Origin of the sequence: Noviherbaspirillum aerium (assembly GCF_008929045.1) — a bacterium.
Classification (GTDB): Bacteria; Pseudomonadota; Gammaproteobacteria; order Burkholderiales; family Burkholderiaceae_D; genus Noviherbaspirillum; species Noviherbaspirillum aerium.
Window position 1 is genome coordinate 84,695 of record NZ_VFAH01000005.1, and the last position, 14,102, is coordinate 98,796.

Here is a 14,102-nt window from a genome sequence, read left to right on the forward strand (position 1 = left end):
TGAAACTTCCCGTGCCGGAAGAAGCCGTTGAATTTCCCTAGCCCGGCTGCGGCCGGCCGACGAAGTAAGCGCATACCCGAATTGGATGAGCCGACCGGAATGAAGTTCCGGTCCGCATTCTTGCCTGTTGCCGTTGTTCGCCCCGATCGGCGCATGGGCATGCGCAATCATTCTGCCTTCGCTTCTGACGCGGATCAATTCGCACTGCACAATGCCATTCATTGTGGTCAAACCGGAAAGTATGCGGTGCCACCGCCAAAACGACCCGGATGCCTCATGCAAAACCAATCGAAAACATCGTTCATGATAGGTTGCGCCGGCTGGAGCCTCTCGAGCGCAGTCGCCGCGCGTTTTCCCGGCGAGGACAGCCATCTCGAACGCTACTCCCGGGGATTGCCCGCGGTCGAAATCAATACTTCCTTCTATCGACCGCACCGTCCGATTACCTACGCCCGGTGGCGCGACAGCGTACCCGAGGATTTTCGCTTTTCCGCCAAGGTGCCGAAGGCCATCACGCATGAGGCGCGGCTGCAGGACACGGACGAACTGCTTGAAAGGTTTGTCAGCGAGGTGCGCCACCTGGAACACAAGCTTGGTTGCCTGCTGGTGCAGTTGCCTCCCAGCCTGCGCTTCGATCCGGCTGTCGCGCGTCACTTCTTTCAAAGCCTGCACCGGCTGATCGATGTCGATATCGTTTGCGAACCGCGCCATGCAAGCTGGTTCACTCCCGCCGCGGCCGACATGCTGCACGGCCGCAACGTGGCCTATGTGTATGCCGACCCGGCCGTCATGCCGCTGGAAAACATTGCCGCCGACAGCAGCCTCGTCTATCTGCGGCTGCACGGTTCGCCCGAGATGTATCACTCATCCTATTCCGAAAGCTATCTCGACGATCTGGCCGCACGCATGCGCAACGACGCCGGCGCGGGCCGCAAGGTCTGGTGCATCTTCGACAATACCGCCAGCGGGGCGGCCGTGCCTAACGCGCTGTCCCTGCTGGAGCGTCTTCAGGGGATGCGGGAGCCGCAGGTTCCACCGGTTTCTCAGGTTCCACCGGAGCATCGGAAGCCATCAAAGCCTCCGAAGCCACCAAAGCAGGAGGAGCGGCAGGGATTCCAGCATTCCCTGGATCTGCCGGAGGTGCCGCAGATGCCCGAAGGGCAGGGCGTTCGGCGCTCAGTCCGGCGCTCTTGACCACGGTGACGGTGCAGTCGGCCTGGGCCACCACCTGCGACGACACGCTGCCCAGGTAGCGGCGCAGCACCGAGCTGCCGCGCGAACCGATGACGATATGGTCGACATCGTTGAGCTTGGCGTAGTCGACGATCGCGGCGGCGGGGTCGGGTGCTTCCAGCACGTGATAGGTGATCTTTTCCGGCGGGATCTGCAGGGGCCGCGCCCAGTGCTTGAGGCCGACCAGGTGCTTGACGTGGATGTTGCGTCCCTGCTTGTCCACCACGCTGTCCATGCCGATGCGGTTGGTCCTCTGTACCGTCACGCAGGCGAGACGGGCGCCGGCCTCGGTCTGCAGCACCCGCCGCGCCGCCACCCGCAGCGACTCGGCGAGCATCTCCGAACCCGAGGCGAGGTCGATCGCCACCATGATGATCGGCGCATGCATGAGCTGCTCGGATGCCGACTGCTGCGGTGAAGATTCCATGCCGATCGCCCGGAACCAGCGGCGGCTCACGGTCCACCAGCCGTCGCGTTCGAGCTTGCCGGCGCGCGCCGTCAGCGGCACCTGCTCCGGGTTCTGCAGCGCCAGCGCCAGCTGGGCCGCGGTGTCGTGGCGCTTGCCGGGGTCCACTTCGAGACAGCGCAGGATGATCTCCTGCAGCCAGGGCGGGATCGCCGGATTGATCGCCCGCGGCGGCACCGGATCGCGATACAGCCGGCGGCGCAGGCCCGGCACGGAGGTCGGATGGCCGTAGGGCCGTTCGCCGGTGGCCAGGTGATACAGCAGCACGCCCAGGGCGAACAGGTCGCTGCGCGGATCGTTGCGGATATGAAGCACCTGCTCCGGCGAGATGTAGGGGCCGGTGCCCATCGGCAGCCGGAACTCTTCCGCCAGCAGGTCCGGCAGCTTGTCGTGGCGCGACAGGCCGTAGTCGATCAGAATGGCTTCGCCGCTTGGCCGGAACATGATGTTGCTCGGCTTGACATCGAGATGGATCACGTTCTGGCGGTGCAGGTCATGCAAGGCGCTGGCAACGCGGATGCCGATGCCGGCCACCTCGTCCACGGGCAGCGGAGCCGCATCGAAACGGCTGCGCAGCGAGGCGCCCGCGATGCGCTCCATCACGATGTAGGGCTGGCCGGTGAAGTCGCCCGAGGCCACGAATCCCGGCACATGGATGCCGGCGAGCTTGGGCATGATCATCTGCTCGACTTCGAAGCCGACGATCGCGGTCGGATCGTTGTTGTCGCCGAGGATGGGCACCTTCATCAGCAGCTCGCCCGCATCGCGCAGATCGGGGCGCCCCACGGGCGTGACGCGCCACAGCACCGCCATGCCGCCCTTGTGCAGGCGCTCTTCCAGGCGGAAGCCGTCGACCGTCATGCCAGGAACGAGCTTCTCCACCTCAGCGTCCCTGCTGCAGCCGGTCGCCGATGCTCGCCGGCAGGCCGGCGGCGCGGATTTTTTCCGCCGCCGCGTCATGGTCGTAAGGCACCCGGAAATAGATCAGTTCATGCGTCGCGTCGTCGTACAGCGCATAGCAGGCGGCGGGATTGCCGTCGCGCGGCTGGCCGACGGAGCCGGGCAGCACCAGCCAGTGGCGCTGGGTGCCGAGCGGGATGCTGCTGTCGCCGCTCGGCACGAAGGCCGACACCTTGCCGGTAGGCGACAGGTTGTACAGCGCCGGCTGATGCACGTGGCCGCAGAAGCTCACGCGCCGGTCGGTGGCATGCATGCTCTTGACCGCTTCCAGCGTGCCGGTGATGTATTCCCAGCTGCGCGGTTCGGCGGCGGTCGCGTGCACGAACAGGCATTCTCCCGCTTCCTGCGTCAGCGGCAGGCGGTCCAGGAAATCGAGCTGTTCGCGGCCGAGCTGCGAACGCGTCCAGTCGACCACCTCGCGCGCCTTCGCATTCATGCTCTTGCCGGAGGCCTGGGCGACGGCGGCGTCATGGTTGCCCTGCACCGCGATCGCGCCCTGCGCGACATAAGCCATCACGGTATCGACCACCCAGGCCGGATCGGCGCCGTAGCCCACCAGGTCGCCGAGAAAGGCGTAGCGCTGCGCGCGCCGCTCTTCCGCGTGGGCAAGACAGGCGGTGAAGGCTTCGCGGTTGGCGTGAATATCGGTGAGGATGGCAATGAGCATCGGAGCGGCAGGCATTTGTTCGACAATGGGATGATGGTAACCCGTCATCCTTAGGTTTTGCTGACAATGCGCCCCGCCGTCACTGCTGTCCGGCCGGCGGACGCTTCAGGCGGCGGCGTATTCCCGGTAGCCGCGCGCGCGCAGTTCGCACGCAGGGCAGCTGCCGCAGCCGTAGCCCCAGTCGTGCAGCGCGCCGCGTTCGCCGAGGTAGCAGGTATGGGTGTCCGCGCGGATCAGGTCCACCAGCGGCTGGCCGCCGAGATCATGCGCCAGCCTCCAGGTCGCCGCCTTGTCGATCCACATCAGCGGCGTCTCCAGCTTCAGCCGCGTGGCCATGCCGAGATTGAGCGCCACCTGCAGCGCCTTGATGGTGTCGTCGCGGCAGTCGGGATAGCCGGAGAAATCGGTTTCGCACATGCCGCCCACCAGCACGTCGAGGCCGCGCCGGTAAGCGACGGTCGCGGCCACCGTCAGGAACAGCAGGTTGCGGCCGGGCACGAAGGTGTTGGGCAGTCCGTTATCCTGCATGGCGATGGCCACATCGCTGGTGAGCGCGGTGTCGGAAATGGCGGAGATCAGCGACAGGTCGATCATGTGGTCTTCGCCGAGGCGGGCGTTCCAGCCGGCCGACAGTTCGCGCGTCTTTTGCAGCAGCGTCGGCCGCACCTGCAGTTCCACCGCATGGCGCTGGCCGTAGTCGAAGCCGATGGTTTCCACGCGCGCATAGCGGGACAAGGCCCAGGCGAGGCAGGTGGTTGAATCCTGTCCGCCGCTGAACAGGACGAGTGCGCCGTTGTTTGGTGTCATGAAATGCTTCGAATAAAAATGGAAAGAGGGTGTAATGCGATTGCCGGCGAATGTCCATGGGCGCCGGCACCCGGCACCGGCTGGCAGGATAGCCGATCGGCGCGGTGCGGACATATGCGGTTTCGTATGTGAATGCCCGCAGGCGGTCATGAGGGCTGGCGCTTGACCTCCCGCAGCGTCTGCTCGATGTAGTCGCCGTTGTCATCGCTGTAGCGCAGGCGTGCCGGATACCATTCGAGCGAAGGAGCGAGCCAGATGTCGAGATGCTGGTCCTTCGAGTCGGCGCCCGGCGCTCTCTGCACATGCACGGTATTGAGCTCGCCGAGCGGCGTGGAAATCTTTTCCTGCTTGATGACCTTGAACGTCCAGGCGTCGACGTCGCGCTGCCCCGCCACCGACACATTCCACGCCGCGCCGGGCTTGAACTTGCCGGGTGCGGCACGGGCCACGGAAATCATCTGCCAGACCACGCTGTTGCGGTCCTGCTCGCCGCCCTTGAGCGGCTGGGCCTGTTCCGACGCGCTGAAACGGATGGCCTTCGCGGCACGGTCGAAACTGGTGGTGGTCGGTTCGCGGCGCAGCCGCTTTTCGGTGAACACATCCGGAGCGAGGCCGAAGGCATCCATGGCGCCTTCGCTTCTCGTATCGAGGATCTTGCCGATCAGCGCCGCGCGCGCCTCATTGGTGGCGGCGAAGCGGCCCGCGCCGGATTGCCAGCGCACGATGGCATCGCCCTCGACCGGAATGCCTTTCTGCTTGGCCTTGATCGCATAGCCGAGTTCGGCATTCGGCGGAGGATTGATCTTCTGCTTGGCGGCCGTCCCGCGTGCTTGCTGTTGTTGCTGATGTGGTTGCTGTGCCTGCTGCGCATGCACGGCGAAGGCGGCGCAGAGCAGCAGCGCGGCGCAAGACTTGGTCGTATATGAATGCATCATCGATGGAATTTGAATTAGTGTCAGCGTTCAATGCCCGCAAGGGTCATGTCGAGGGAGTCGCCATTGGGCGAGGTATAGCGGATCCGCACCGGATACCATTCCTGTTGCGGGGCCAGCCAGAATTCAACGGTCTGGTCGAAGCTTTTCTGGCGCGGCGCGCGCACCAGATGCCATGCGGCGGTCTTGCCGGCCGCGGTCGTTATCTCTTCCTGGCCCAGCACGCGGATGCGCCAGGGTTCGGCATCGCGCGCGCCGGCAACGAAGACGTCGATCTCCGCACCGGGTACGATGCGCGCCGGTTCGGCCCTGCCGATGCCGGCGATTTGCCACATGACGCTGGCGCGGTCCTGCTCGCCTCCCTGGTAAGGATAGGTTCTCTCGGAGGCCGAAAAGCTGATCCTGCCGTTGTCATGCTGAAAGTGAGTCTGGGTCAGCGACTTGTTGCGCGGCTTTTCACTGTACAGCACCGGTGCGATGCCGAATTGATTGATCCTGCCTTCGCTGCGGAAGTTCAGCACCGTGATCTTGACCAGCAGCAGCGACGTGCCCGCTTCACCGCTCACGCTGTAGCTGTCGGCGCCGGCTTCCCAGCGGAATGTGCCGCCGCCATGCCATTTCTGCCCCTTCACCAGGGCTTCGACATCGTAGTCGAGCCGTGCCGACGGTGGCAGATCGACCTTGTAAGCCTGGGCCGCCTCCGGCACGGCCGGCTTGCTCTCAGGGGCTTCGGCGGCCTCGGCGGCATTGTCCGCAACAAGCGCGGGCGCGGCGTTCTCGCCTGGCGCATCGGCAGCATCCTCCGGCATGAGGAGCGGCGGCGCCTCCACACTCGTGCCCGGCGCCTCCATGCCTGCGGCTGGCGGGATGGTCGGCTCCGACGGCGTAGCCGCGGCCTGTTCTTTCCGCATGGTTTTTTTCGGCCTGGTTTTCTTCGGTGGCGGGGCGACCGGTTCCAGCGCCGTTGCTTCGGCTCCATCCGGCACTGCGGGCTGCGCCGGCGCAAGGGATACCAGCGATACCGTGGTGACGGCCGCATCCGACGGATTGCGCCAGGCCGGGACTCCCAGCCTGCCTTCGGCCCAGCGGAAAGCCAACAGGTGCACCAGGAGCGATGCGCAGATCAGCACCACCGTGCGCCGCCTGAACCGCTTTTGCTTCGCAGCCCTTGAAAGAAAAATCGCCATGACGCTAGTGTATCAACCTCTGTGCCGATTCCCCCTGCAAAGCAACGCGACGTTGCTTCCATGCATTGCGAACCTGGCATGAACCTGTGCCCCGTTTGCGTAGTCGCACATGACAGACAAGGCGGTCAGGTGCATACTTTGCTGATTATGCTAATTGTTGTTTTGTCCAATAAATCGATGTAGTCGTCGATTCGGTGGTTTTAACGCGTTAACAAGCGGAGGTTTTCATGAGCAAGCCAGCGACGCCCAATTTCCCTGGAATGTCGGCGATGACCGACTCCCTGGATTTCGTCAAGACCCTGTGGGGCAACATGGGCATTCCCGGAATGAACATGCCGGCCATGAATGCCGCCGGCATGAACATGCCCGGCATGGGTATTCCCGGCATGGTGATGCCTACGCTGTCGGTCGAGGAAATCAACAAGAAGATCGCCGACCTGAAGGCGGTGGAGAACTGGCTCACCCTCAACATGAACATGCTGCGCGGCACGATACAGGCACTGGAAGTGCAGGCAGCCACCATCTCCACCCTGCAGACCATGAGCGAAAGCTTCGCCGCCTCGATGCAGCCGGCGGCGAAAGCCGCTCCGGCAGCTTCCGGTCAGGAGCATGGCAATGGCAATGGCAAGTCAGCATCGCCCTTCACTTATGGCAATGGCAGCGGCAATGGTGCCGCCGCGCAAGCTGCCGGCGCATCGTCGAACGACGCGAAGACGCAAGGCGCGCCGGAGCCCACCAGCAAGGACCAGAGCGATGCCGCCAGCCTGACCGCGCCGCTGATGAATGCCGCGATCTGGTGGAACATGCTGCAGGACCAGTTCAAGCAGGCGGTCAACAATGCAATGACCGAGATGCCCAAGCCCGCGGAGAGCACGCCGAAGGACGACGCGAAAGCCGCGTCCAGGCCGAAGGCCGAGGGCAAGGAAGACAGCGCGGCAAAACCCGCACCTGCAGCGGCGCGCAAGCCGAAGGCGGCGAAGTAGCTTCGGCCTGTTCGCGCCGGTGGATAAGGTGTGAACAGGAAGCCCTATGCTGCGCTTGATAAGCCCCGTCCGGTCCGAGTCCGCTCCTCGACGCGGCTTCGAACCGCCCGCAGCGCCTATAACGCTTACCAAACACAGCCTATGCGCCGCGGCTAGCAGCGGCGGGACTTGCCTGCGCCGCTGCCGGCGGCTGCGCAACGGTCAGCCGCCGCACGATCCACAAACTGGCAATGCCGCAAGCCACGGCAAGATAGCCGACCAGGTTGAAATGCTCGATCTGTCCCGCCGGATTGCGCGAGATGATCAGGCCCGCTACCAGCGAAGCCAGCCCGGATGACATCATCTGCACCGACGAGCCCAGGCTCATGAAGGTGCCGCGCACCTGCGGCGCCGCTGCCGCGGTGATCATCGCCATGCCGGGAATGAAACGGCCCGGCACCAGGATGAAGAACACGGTCGAATTGATCAGCACGATCCACCACGGCACCGGCACCAGGTGGGTCGTGACCAGGATCGGCAGGAAGGCGGCGATCGCGACGATGCGGAAGATGCGCTGCTTGCCATGGCGGTCGGCCAGCCGGCCGATCAGCCGGGACGTGAAGAAGGTCGCCGCGCCGCCGCAAAGGTAGACCAGCGCGATGAAGCTCTCCGACAAGCCGAGGTTGGCGGTGTAGTAGAGCGCGATATAGGGCACCACCGTGAAGCCGCCGAACATCAGCAGCGCCATGAACAGATAGGCGCGCAGATGATTGGGCTGCCTCGCCACCGCATGGATCTGGCGGAACACATTGACTTTCGCCTCCCCCTGTCCATGGCGCTGCAAGTGGGTTGTCAGCGAGGGCAGCAGCCGGTGCGCGGCCACGAGAATGCCGCCCGACAGCAGCACGATGAAGAAGAAAGGCGCGCGCCAGCCCAGCATGTCCGAATGCGATGCCAGGAAAAGCCCGAGCGGCACGCCGGCCACGGTCGACAGCGAAAACGCCGCCATCACCGTACCCATTGCCTGGCCGCGCCGCTCGAACGGCACGACGTCGGCCACCATGGTCTGCACCATCGCGCCCAGGATGCCGCCGAAGGCGCCGGCCAGCGCGCGCGCCGCCAGCAGGAATTCAAAGTTCGGCGCCAGCCCGCAGCACAAGGTCGCGAGGATGAACAGCACATACAGGCTCAGCATCAGCGTGCGGCGGTCGAAGCGGTCGACATAGGTGGCCGCCAGCAGTCCGGATGCGGCCGCGGTGAAGGTGTAGGACGACAGCAGCAAGCCGAACTGATGGGTATCGATCTGCAGCACGCGAATCAGTTGCGGCCCGAGCGGCATCATGATCATGAAGTCGAGGATATGCGTGAACTGGATGCCCGAGAGCACCAGCAGGAAACGGCGTTCCTGTTTCTGCGGCAGCGATGGTGGGGAAGTGGAGTTCAAGTGGCGGTCAATCGTGTTGGCGCGTCATGCGGGCGCGGCGCGGTCGGGCCTCGCAGGAAGCCCGGCGCGGCTGCCATATTGTCTCATTATCGGGATGTGCCAACTTCCTGGTGGCGCGGGTCAACAATTTGTTTATCCAATGGGCCGCAGCTGTCTTCATCCGGTTTCAGATCACACCACTAGTCACTGGCACTCCGCATCTTGGCAAGGGCATCGTTGACTTCGCTTGTAAAGCCACTAATGGTAACTGGATCGGTTGGCAAGTCTGGCGGTGCGGGCAGGATGCTGATCGGGTCCGAGGCCGGGTCCGGCGCTGAACTTTTCAACCAGGAAAATTCCGGTAGCGTCGGCGCTCGCGGCGGCGTCGGCGCTTCCGTCAGGAGCGTCTCGCGTACGGTGGCCATCTGGCCTCTGGCTTGATTCAGGAACGCGCGCGTGGCATTGAGCCTTGGCTTTGCCGCCAATTGTGCAAGCGGCCCGACATAGATGGAGCCGGTCTGCTTCGCGGCGATCGCCGCCTCCCTTGCGATATAGCGCGCCTTCTGGGCGCTTGTCGCGTTCTTGTAGCGAACCCGATGGAAGGCCGCCGTCTTCGTCAGGTCAATCCTGATGGTGTCTGTGCCGCTGCCGCTGACCGGCATCGCTTCGCCCGTTCCGGCTGGAGGCGCCACTATCTCCAGGGTCAGCGTATCGAATACGGACTGTCTTGACGCCATTTGGTCAACCAGCGCATTGATTTGCGCATCGAGGGCATTCACAGGATCATTCCGAGCGTCGTCCGCCGGCCGCGGAGCGTCGAGCGTGATCGGTACGATTGAGGGACTGCCGGCAGCCGCCGCGGGTTCGATGGTCTTCAGCAGCGTCGGCATCTCACGTTGCTGGAACGGTGCCCGGTCACCGGTGCTCAGCGGTCCGGATGGCGTGGGCATGCCATTGAGCGTTGCGACCAGTTTGAAGTCGTTGAATCTCGGCCCGGTGTACGCGCCGTCCGCCTTGTCGAACGCAATGTGCACATCCCCGGCTTGCAACCCGATGCCAAGGCCCATGGCCAACGCGTTGGCGCCGGTGTTGAGCAGGGTGTAGCGTTCGGTTTCGCCCGCGGTAAGCCTCTTCGACAGGTAAGTGGCCTTCACCTGCTGATCGGCATCGCCGCAAAACAGCGCGCGCGCATCGCTGTCGTCGATCCGCAGCAATAATGCCTTGGCGCGGTCAAGCACCGCCTCGCCGGGGCGGGCGCCGTCTTCGCCGACTCTCATCTGGCTGTACGCCAGTTCAAAATGAATCAGGTTGCGCATCGTCTGCCGCAGCTCTTCTTTTGCGTCGATCAGCTTTTGTGATTCCTCTTGCGGCCGCGCCGCATTCTGCTGCGCGAGCACATGCTTCTGGGCGCGCGCGACTTTTCCCGCCAGCAGCCGCTGTGCGCCAATCATCTTGATCTCGATCTGTCTTTTCCAGCCCTCGATCAGGGGCTTTGCTATCGGCGTGAAAGCCGGTTCCGGATGTGCCGCATCGTCCGACGCTTCGGGCGAGGCATGCCGCATGCCGTCCGAGTCGGCTCCCGCTTCCCGGGTCCGGGCATCCGCTTGATGTTGCTGGTAGGTGCGGTATTGCGCCCAGTTTTCCTCCGGTGAGATTGCTTTGGATGCGCCGCCATCCGGATGCGCGTCGCCTTGCTCGCGCTCGCGCTGCGTGATCCCGTTGAGGCTGGCGAGCAGTATCCGCCTGGCGGCTTGCTCGACCGCTTCTCGTCTGGCGGGTTGAAGCCGGGAAGGCCGCTTGCAATCCTCGCGGTAGCGTTCATAGGCGGCCGCCCGCTCCTGTATCGCCTTGTCCAGCGTCGGATCGAGCACTTCGGTCAGTTTGGCCAGTGCAATGATGGCGCGGCGTGCCTTCGCTTCGCCGTCCTTGCTGGGGCCGCTGCCGAGCTGATAGCCGATGTACAGGAGCAGCGCTGTCGTGGCCGCGCCGGCAAGCAGTCCTCCGCTGATGGCGGAGGCAATGATTTCCGGCGTCATGATGCCGATGCCTGCCGCTGTCAGGGTGAGCGCGGTCCCGGTAGTCCCGCAATAGATGCCGCGCTCGCCGCCCCGCCATTCCACCGCGGCGTTTTCCCGTGCCGCCTTGTAGCCTTGCTTGACCTTCAGCTTGTAGCAGATGCGGGCGGAAACCAGGTTCACATCGTCTCGCGCCGCTTCGGCCGCGCTCTTGCCATTCGCGGAGCCGGAGCCTTGCGGCGATGGATTCGCGCGCGCCTGTTCCAGTCTTTTCAGTGCCTCGGTCAAATGCCGAAGATCTTTTTCGACATCATGCAGTTCCCGCATCACATCCCATGAAGCCTGCAGGACACTCGGCGCACGCCTGGCCGCGGTTGCCGCTTCCGCACGTCCAAGAGGCAGCGCGTCCTCGGTTCCGGAATTGAACAGCCGCCGCTCGCCCGAATCGATCACTGCCGCCGAAAGGCCAACCTGCACCGCCAGTCGAGTGCCGGAAATCGCGGCTTTGGCGATCGGGTCGGGAGCCAGGATTTGGGCGGCGCCCAGCAGATTGGCAATGGTCGAGATGACAGTGGGAATCTGCCGATGCGAAGCGCCGGTGCCGGTGTTCTTGAAGCTATTGAGGACGGCTTCAACATCGGTCTCGCCGACGGCATGCAGAAACGATCGGATGATCGCGTCCGTATAGACTTGCTTCGGATTCTTCACATTGCCGAGAATCAGGTTTTCCGTCCCGTCTTTCCGCAGGGTTTCCAGATTTTTGAATTCATGGGCCAGGGCCAGCATGCGGGAAATCTCGCGCGACGCTTCCGGCGACTCGGCCCGACGTTTCCTGAGTTCCTGATCCGCCACCCAGTCATTGCAAATGTTTGCTACCGCCTGGCTCCAGTCCTCCTGATATCTCAGCGCGGGCGGGTGGAGCACTGCCCGCGTGTTCAGCAATTGCCGCATGCGGGCGCGCAGGCCGGGCGTTTCATGCGGTGCCGCGGTGTTTGCTGACCGGTTTGCAGGCCGGTCTGCCGCTGGATCCGTGGCGGCGGCCGCTGGCGAGGCATGTTCAACCATGCGGTCCGTCGCCGCCCCGCGCATGGAGTTTGCGGAGATCCAAAACCTTCGTAATGCCTCCATCAGGTCGTCCTTTCAATGTGATCAGGTTGGCGCGCGCAGAGCGAACCATGAGTGACCAGAACCGAAATGGAGTTCCATAGCGCTTTGGAATTTCATTTTCCTGAAACATTCGGCCTTTAGCATCCAGGTCTTCTCATGGAAAAGCCGCAATGAAAGTTTGAAAAGGAGGAACCACCATGCACCCGTCTTCAGTCGTACCGGCGCGTTCGCAGATGCGGCTTGACCACGATCTGCTGAAGCAATTGTCGAGGAGGGCGCCGGGGCGCCTGCTACTACAGACCTTGTTGGAGTGGCTCTGCATCGCCGTGCTGATTGCCACCGCGATCCATGCCGGCCATATCGCGGTCAGCCTGCTCTGCATGCTGCTGATTGCAACACGCCAGCATGCCTTGCTGATCCTGATGCATGAATACGCGCATTACCAGTTCAGCCGCAGACATGCATGGCTCAACGACATGCTCGGCGATGCGCTGGCGGCGCTGCCGTTCTTCCTGACGGTGCATGGCTTCCGGCGCAATCACATGCCGCACCACCGGCATGTCAAGACCGGAGCGGATTCCAACTGGGTTTCCGCCCTTGAGGTTGCGCGTTACCAGTTTCCGAAGACAAGAGCGCAAACCTATGCCGAAATGTTCAAGCACGTACTCGGCTGGTACACGCTCAAAGAACTCAGCCACTATGCGTTCGATGCCGGCATGTCCGTCAATCTGCCGCCCGCGGCGCGCCGCTTCCGCAGCGTCTATGCGCTTGTCGTTCTTGCGCTGATCGCGTGTTTCGATTTGTGGTGGACGGTATTGCTGTACTGGATCATTCCTCTGGCCACGTTCCTGATGGGCATTCTGTACGTGCGCGATGTGAGCGAACATTTCGGCATGCCGTCGGAGGGCATCGCCGGCGCGCGAACCATGCTCAGCAACCGGATGGGGCGCCTGTTCATCTGCCCCTACGGCATCAACTTCCATGCGGAGCATCATCTCTATCCCTCGGTGCCCTTCCATCACCTCAAGTCCCTGCATGCGGCATTGCAGAAGGATGACTACTACCGCCGTCATGCCGTCATTACGCATGGCTACCTCACCGGCCTGGTGGCGCAGCTGGCGCAAGCGCGCGGCGAGCAAAAGCGTCCCGCTCCAGGTGCCGCCGCCATCCATGCCGCGTCTTCCTGCTCCTGACGTATCACGCAAAACAGGTTTGAATCATGAACATCATTTCCCGTTACCTTCGTCCGGAAGATATCCCGGCGCTGCTGAGACTCGAGCATGCCAAGTGGGAATCGCATCAGGCAGCCGACGCCGCAACCCTGCTGCGCCGTATCGAAACCTATCCGCAACTTTGCATCGGCAGTTTTTGCGCCAGCTCGGGAAGGGCGCTGGCCTCGCTGTTCATGCGGCCCGTCAGTCCGCATGCCTTCACCGCGCCGACGCGCTGGGACGTCTCCGCCGACGTGCGCATCCATCATGGCGCTTCGGAGTCCGGTCGCTCGCTGTTCGGCATCAGCCTCAGCAGCGTCGACCCCAAGGCGGTCACGCAGATCTTCCGTTATTTTTATCCACGTGCGCTGAAGGCCGGGTGGCGCGACATCTATCTCGGATCACCGATACCCGGCTTCAGAAAAGCGCGCGAACGGGACGCGCAACTGCCGGTCTGGCAATACGTGCATGCGCGCCGGCGATTTCGTTCGAAGGAACCGCTCGATCCGCAGTTGCGGTATTACTACCGCAAGGGATTCAAGGAGATTGTCTCGATCCAGGAAAATTACTTTCCGCATGAAGATTCCCTGAATTATGGGGTAGTCATGCGCGGCTCCATTCCTCTGAACGCGCCCACGCGGCTCTGGCGTCACGCGCCCATGTTCTTGCTGGAAACACTTTCGATGGTGGCGTTGCGTTGACGACATCATTGTTGACGCCAGTGGTCGGAAAATTTCTGTCATGCAATGACTTTCATCGAAAGCCGTGTAACGGATGAAGATTTCTCAAACTTTTTGACGAATGCAGGAATAAAGCCGGTAAAGGATGGATGGTCTAAGGCTGGCCTAAGCTTCGCATGCCAAACTGTTTCCATACCGTATGTATGACGGCATACATGGTTTCCTTTTGCCGCACCGACACTTCTCCGAGGGTTTATGAGCACACAATTCACGATCGCCAATGTCAGCGCAGTATCCTCCCGCAACGCGATTTCGCCTGCGGTCAAGAGCAGCCAGCAGATCAATGCGCCGGCGGTACGCAATAACCGGGTGCAGCGCATCGAACTGGAGCGGCGTGACCGTTTCGGCCGCTTCGGCCGTCGCTGATCCGTTTTCCGCTTCCATGCAAGGCC

At 63.1% G+C, this 14,102-nt stretch carries 11 protein-coding genes and 1 pseudogene; 5 read left to right on the top strand and 7 right to left on the bottom strand.

Annotated features, from left to right (window positions below; all coding sequences use genetic code 11):
• Positions 1-303: 303 nt before the first annotated feature.
• A pseudogene (locus tag FH061_RS09720) lies at positions 304-942 on the top strand (DUF72 domain-containing protein); the annotation flags it as partial.
• A gap of 37 nt (positions 943-979) precedes the next feature.
• Here the strand turns inward: FH061_RS09720 and FH061_RS09725 are convergent.
• From FH061_RS09725 to FH061_RS09745, 5 genes are all read right to left on the bottom strand, one after another.
• Complete coding sequence (locus tag FH061_RS09725) at positions 980-2,581, bottom strand: protein kinase domain-containing protein (protein WP_318840979.1); 1,602 nt, start codon at positions 2,579-2,581, stop codon at positions 980-982.
• Between the two features lies 1 nt (position 2,582).
• Positions 2,583-3,374, bottom strand: coding sequence for a metallophosphoesterase family protein (locus tag FH061_RS09730; RefSeq protein WP_225984575.1), 792 nt, complete (start codon positions 3,372-3,374; stop codon positions 2,583-2,585).
• A 57-nt stretch (positions 3,375-3,431) separates the two neighbouring features.
• On the bottom strand, positions 3,432-4,133 hold the full coding sequence (gene queC / locus FH061_RS09735; protein ID WP_151635429.1) for a 7-cyano-7-deazaguanine synthase QueC: 702 nt from the start codon (positions 4,131-4,133) through the stop codon (positions 3,432-3,434).
• A 146-nt stretch (positions 4,134-4,279) separates the two neighbouring features.
• Positions 4,280-5,068 (bottom strand): DUF3108 domain-containing protein, encoded by a 789-nt coding sequence (locus FH061_RS09740; RefSeq protein ID WP_151635431.1) that lies wholly within the window; start codon positions 5,066-5,068, stop codon positions 4,280-4,282.
• A 20-nt stretch (positions 5,069-5,088) separates the two neighbouring features.
• Positions 5,089-6,252 carry a DUF3108 domain-containing protein gene (locus tag FH061_RS09745; RefSeq protein ID WP_151635433.1) on the bottom strand — a complete coding sequence of 388 codons (1,164 nt, stop codon included), beginning with the start codon at positions 6,250-6,252 and terminating at the stop codon, positions 5,089-5,091.
• Between the two features lie 227 nt (positions 6,253-6,479).
• Here FH061_RS09745 and FH061_RS09750 point away from each other — a divergent pair, with 227 nt between their 5' ends.
• Positions 6,480-7,235, top strand: coding sequence for a PhaM family polyhydroxyalkanoate granule multifunctional regulatory protein (locus tag FH061_RS09750; protein ID WP_151635436.1), 756 nt, complete (start codon positions 6,480-6,482; stop codon positions 7,233-7,235).
• Between the two features lie 139 nt (positions 7,236-7,374).
• Here FH061_RS09750 and FH061_RS09755 read toward each other — a convergent pair whose 3' ends face one another.
• Complete coding sequence (locus FH061_RS09755) at positions 7,375-8,658, bottom strand: MFS transporter (RefSeq protein ID WP_225984576.1); 1,284 nt, start codon at positions 8,656-8,658, stop codon at positions 7,375-7,377.
• A gap of 179 nt (positions 8,659-8,837) precedes the next feature.
• A complete protein-coding gene (locus FH061_RS09760) occupies positions 8,838-11,717 on the bottom strand; it encodes a hypothetical protein (RefSeq protein ID WP_151635438.1) in 2,880 nt (959 codons plus the stop codon).
• Between the two features lie 239 nt (positions 11,718-11,956).
• Here FH061_RS09760 and FH061_RS09765 point away from each other — a divergent pair, with 239 nt between their 5' ends.
• From FH061_RS09765 to FH061_RS30375, 3 genes are all read left to right on the top strand, one after another.
• Positions 11,957-12,952, top strand: coding sequence for a fatty acid desaturase family protein (locus FH061_RS09765; RefSeq protein ID WP_151635440.1), 996 nt, complete (start codon positions 11,957-11,959; stop codon positions 12,950-12,952).
• A gap of 26 nt (positions 12,953-12,978) precedes the next feature.
• Entirely contained in the window at positions 12,979-13,671 is a 693-nt protein-coding gene (locus tag FH061_RS09770; protein WP_225984577.1) for a hypothetical protein, read from the top strand.
• Between the two features lie 234 nt (positions 13,672-13,905).
• Complete coding sequence (locus tag FH061_RS30375) at positions 13,906-14,076, top strand: hypothetical protein (RefSeq protein WP_192804987.1); 171 nt, start codon at positions 13,906-13,908, stop codon at positions 14,074-14,076.
• Positions 14,077-14,102: the final 26 nt, after the last annotated feature.

Bases quoted from the DNA above. Each gene is read 5' to 3' on its own strand.
- FH061_RS09730 (WP_225984575.1), bottom strand. From the start codon at position 3,374: ATGACGGGTTACCATCATCCCATTGTCGAACAAATGCCTGCCGCTCCG.
- queC (WP_151635429.1), bottom strand. From the start codon at position 4,133: ATGACACCAAACAACGGCGCACTCGTCCTGTTCAGCGGCGGACAGGAT.
- FH061_RS09740 (WP_151635431.1), bottom strand. From the start codon at position 5,068: ATGATGCATTCATATACGACCAAGTCTTGCGCCGCGCTGCTGCTCTGC.
- FH061_RS09745 (WP_151635433.1), bottom strand. From the start codon at position 6,252: ATGGCGATTTTTCTTTCAAGGGCTGCGAAGCAAAAGCGGTTCAGGCGG.
- FH061_RS09750 (WP_151635436.1), top strand. From the start codon at position 6,480: ATGAGCAAGCCAGCGACGCCCAATTTCCCTGGAATGTCGGCGATGACC.
- FH061_RS09760 (WP_151635438.1), bottom strand. From the start codon at position 11,717: ATGGTTGAACATGCCTCGCCAGCGGCCGCCGCCACGGATCCAGCGGCA.
- FH061_RS09765 (WP_151635440.1), top strand. From the start codon at position 11,957: ATGCACCCGTCTTCAGTCGTACCGGCGCGTTCGCAGATGCGGCTTGAC.
- FH061_RS09770 (WP_225984577.1), top strand. From the start codon at position 12,979: ATGAACATCATTTCCCGTTACCTTCGTCCGGAAGATATCCCGGCGCTG.
- FH061_RS30375 (WP_192804987.1), top strand. From the start codon at position 13,906: ATGAGCACACAATTCACGATCGCCAATGTCAGCGCAGTATCCTCCCGC.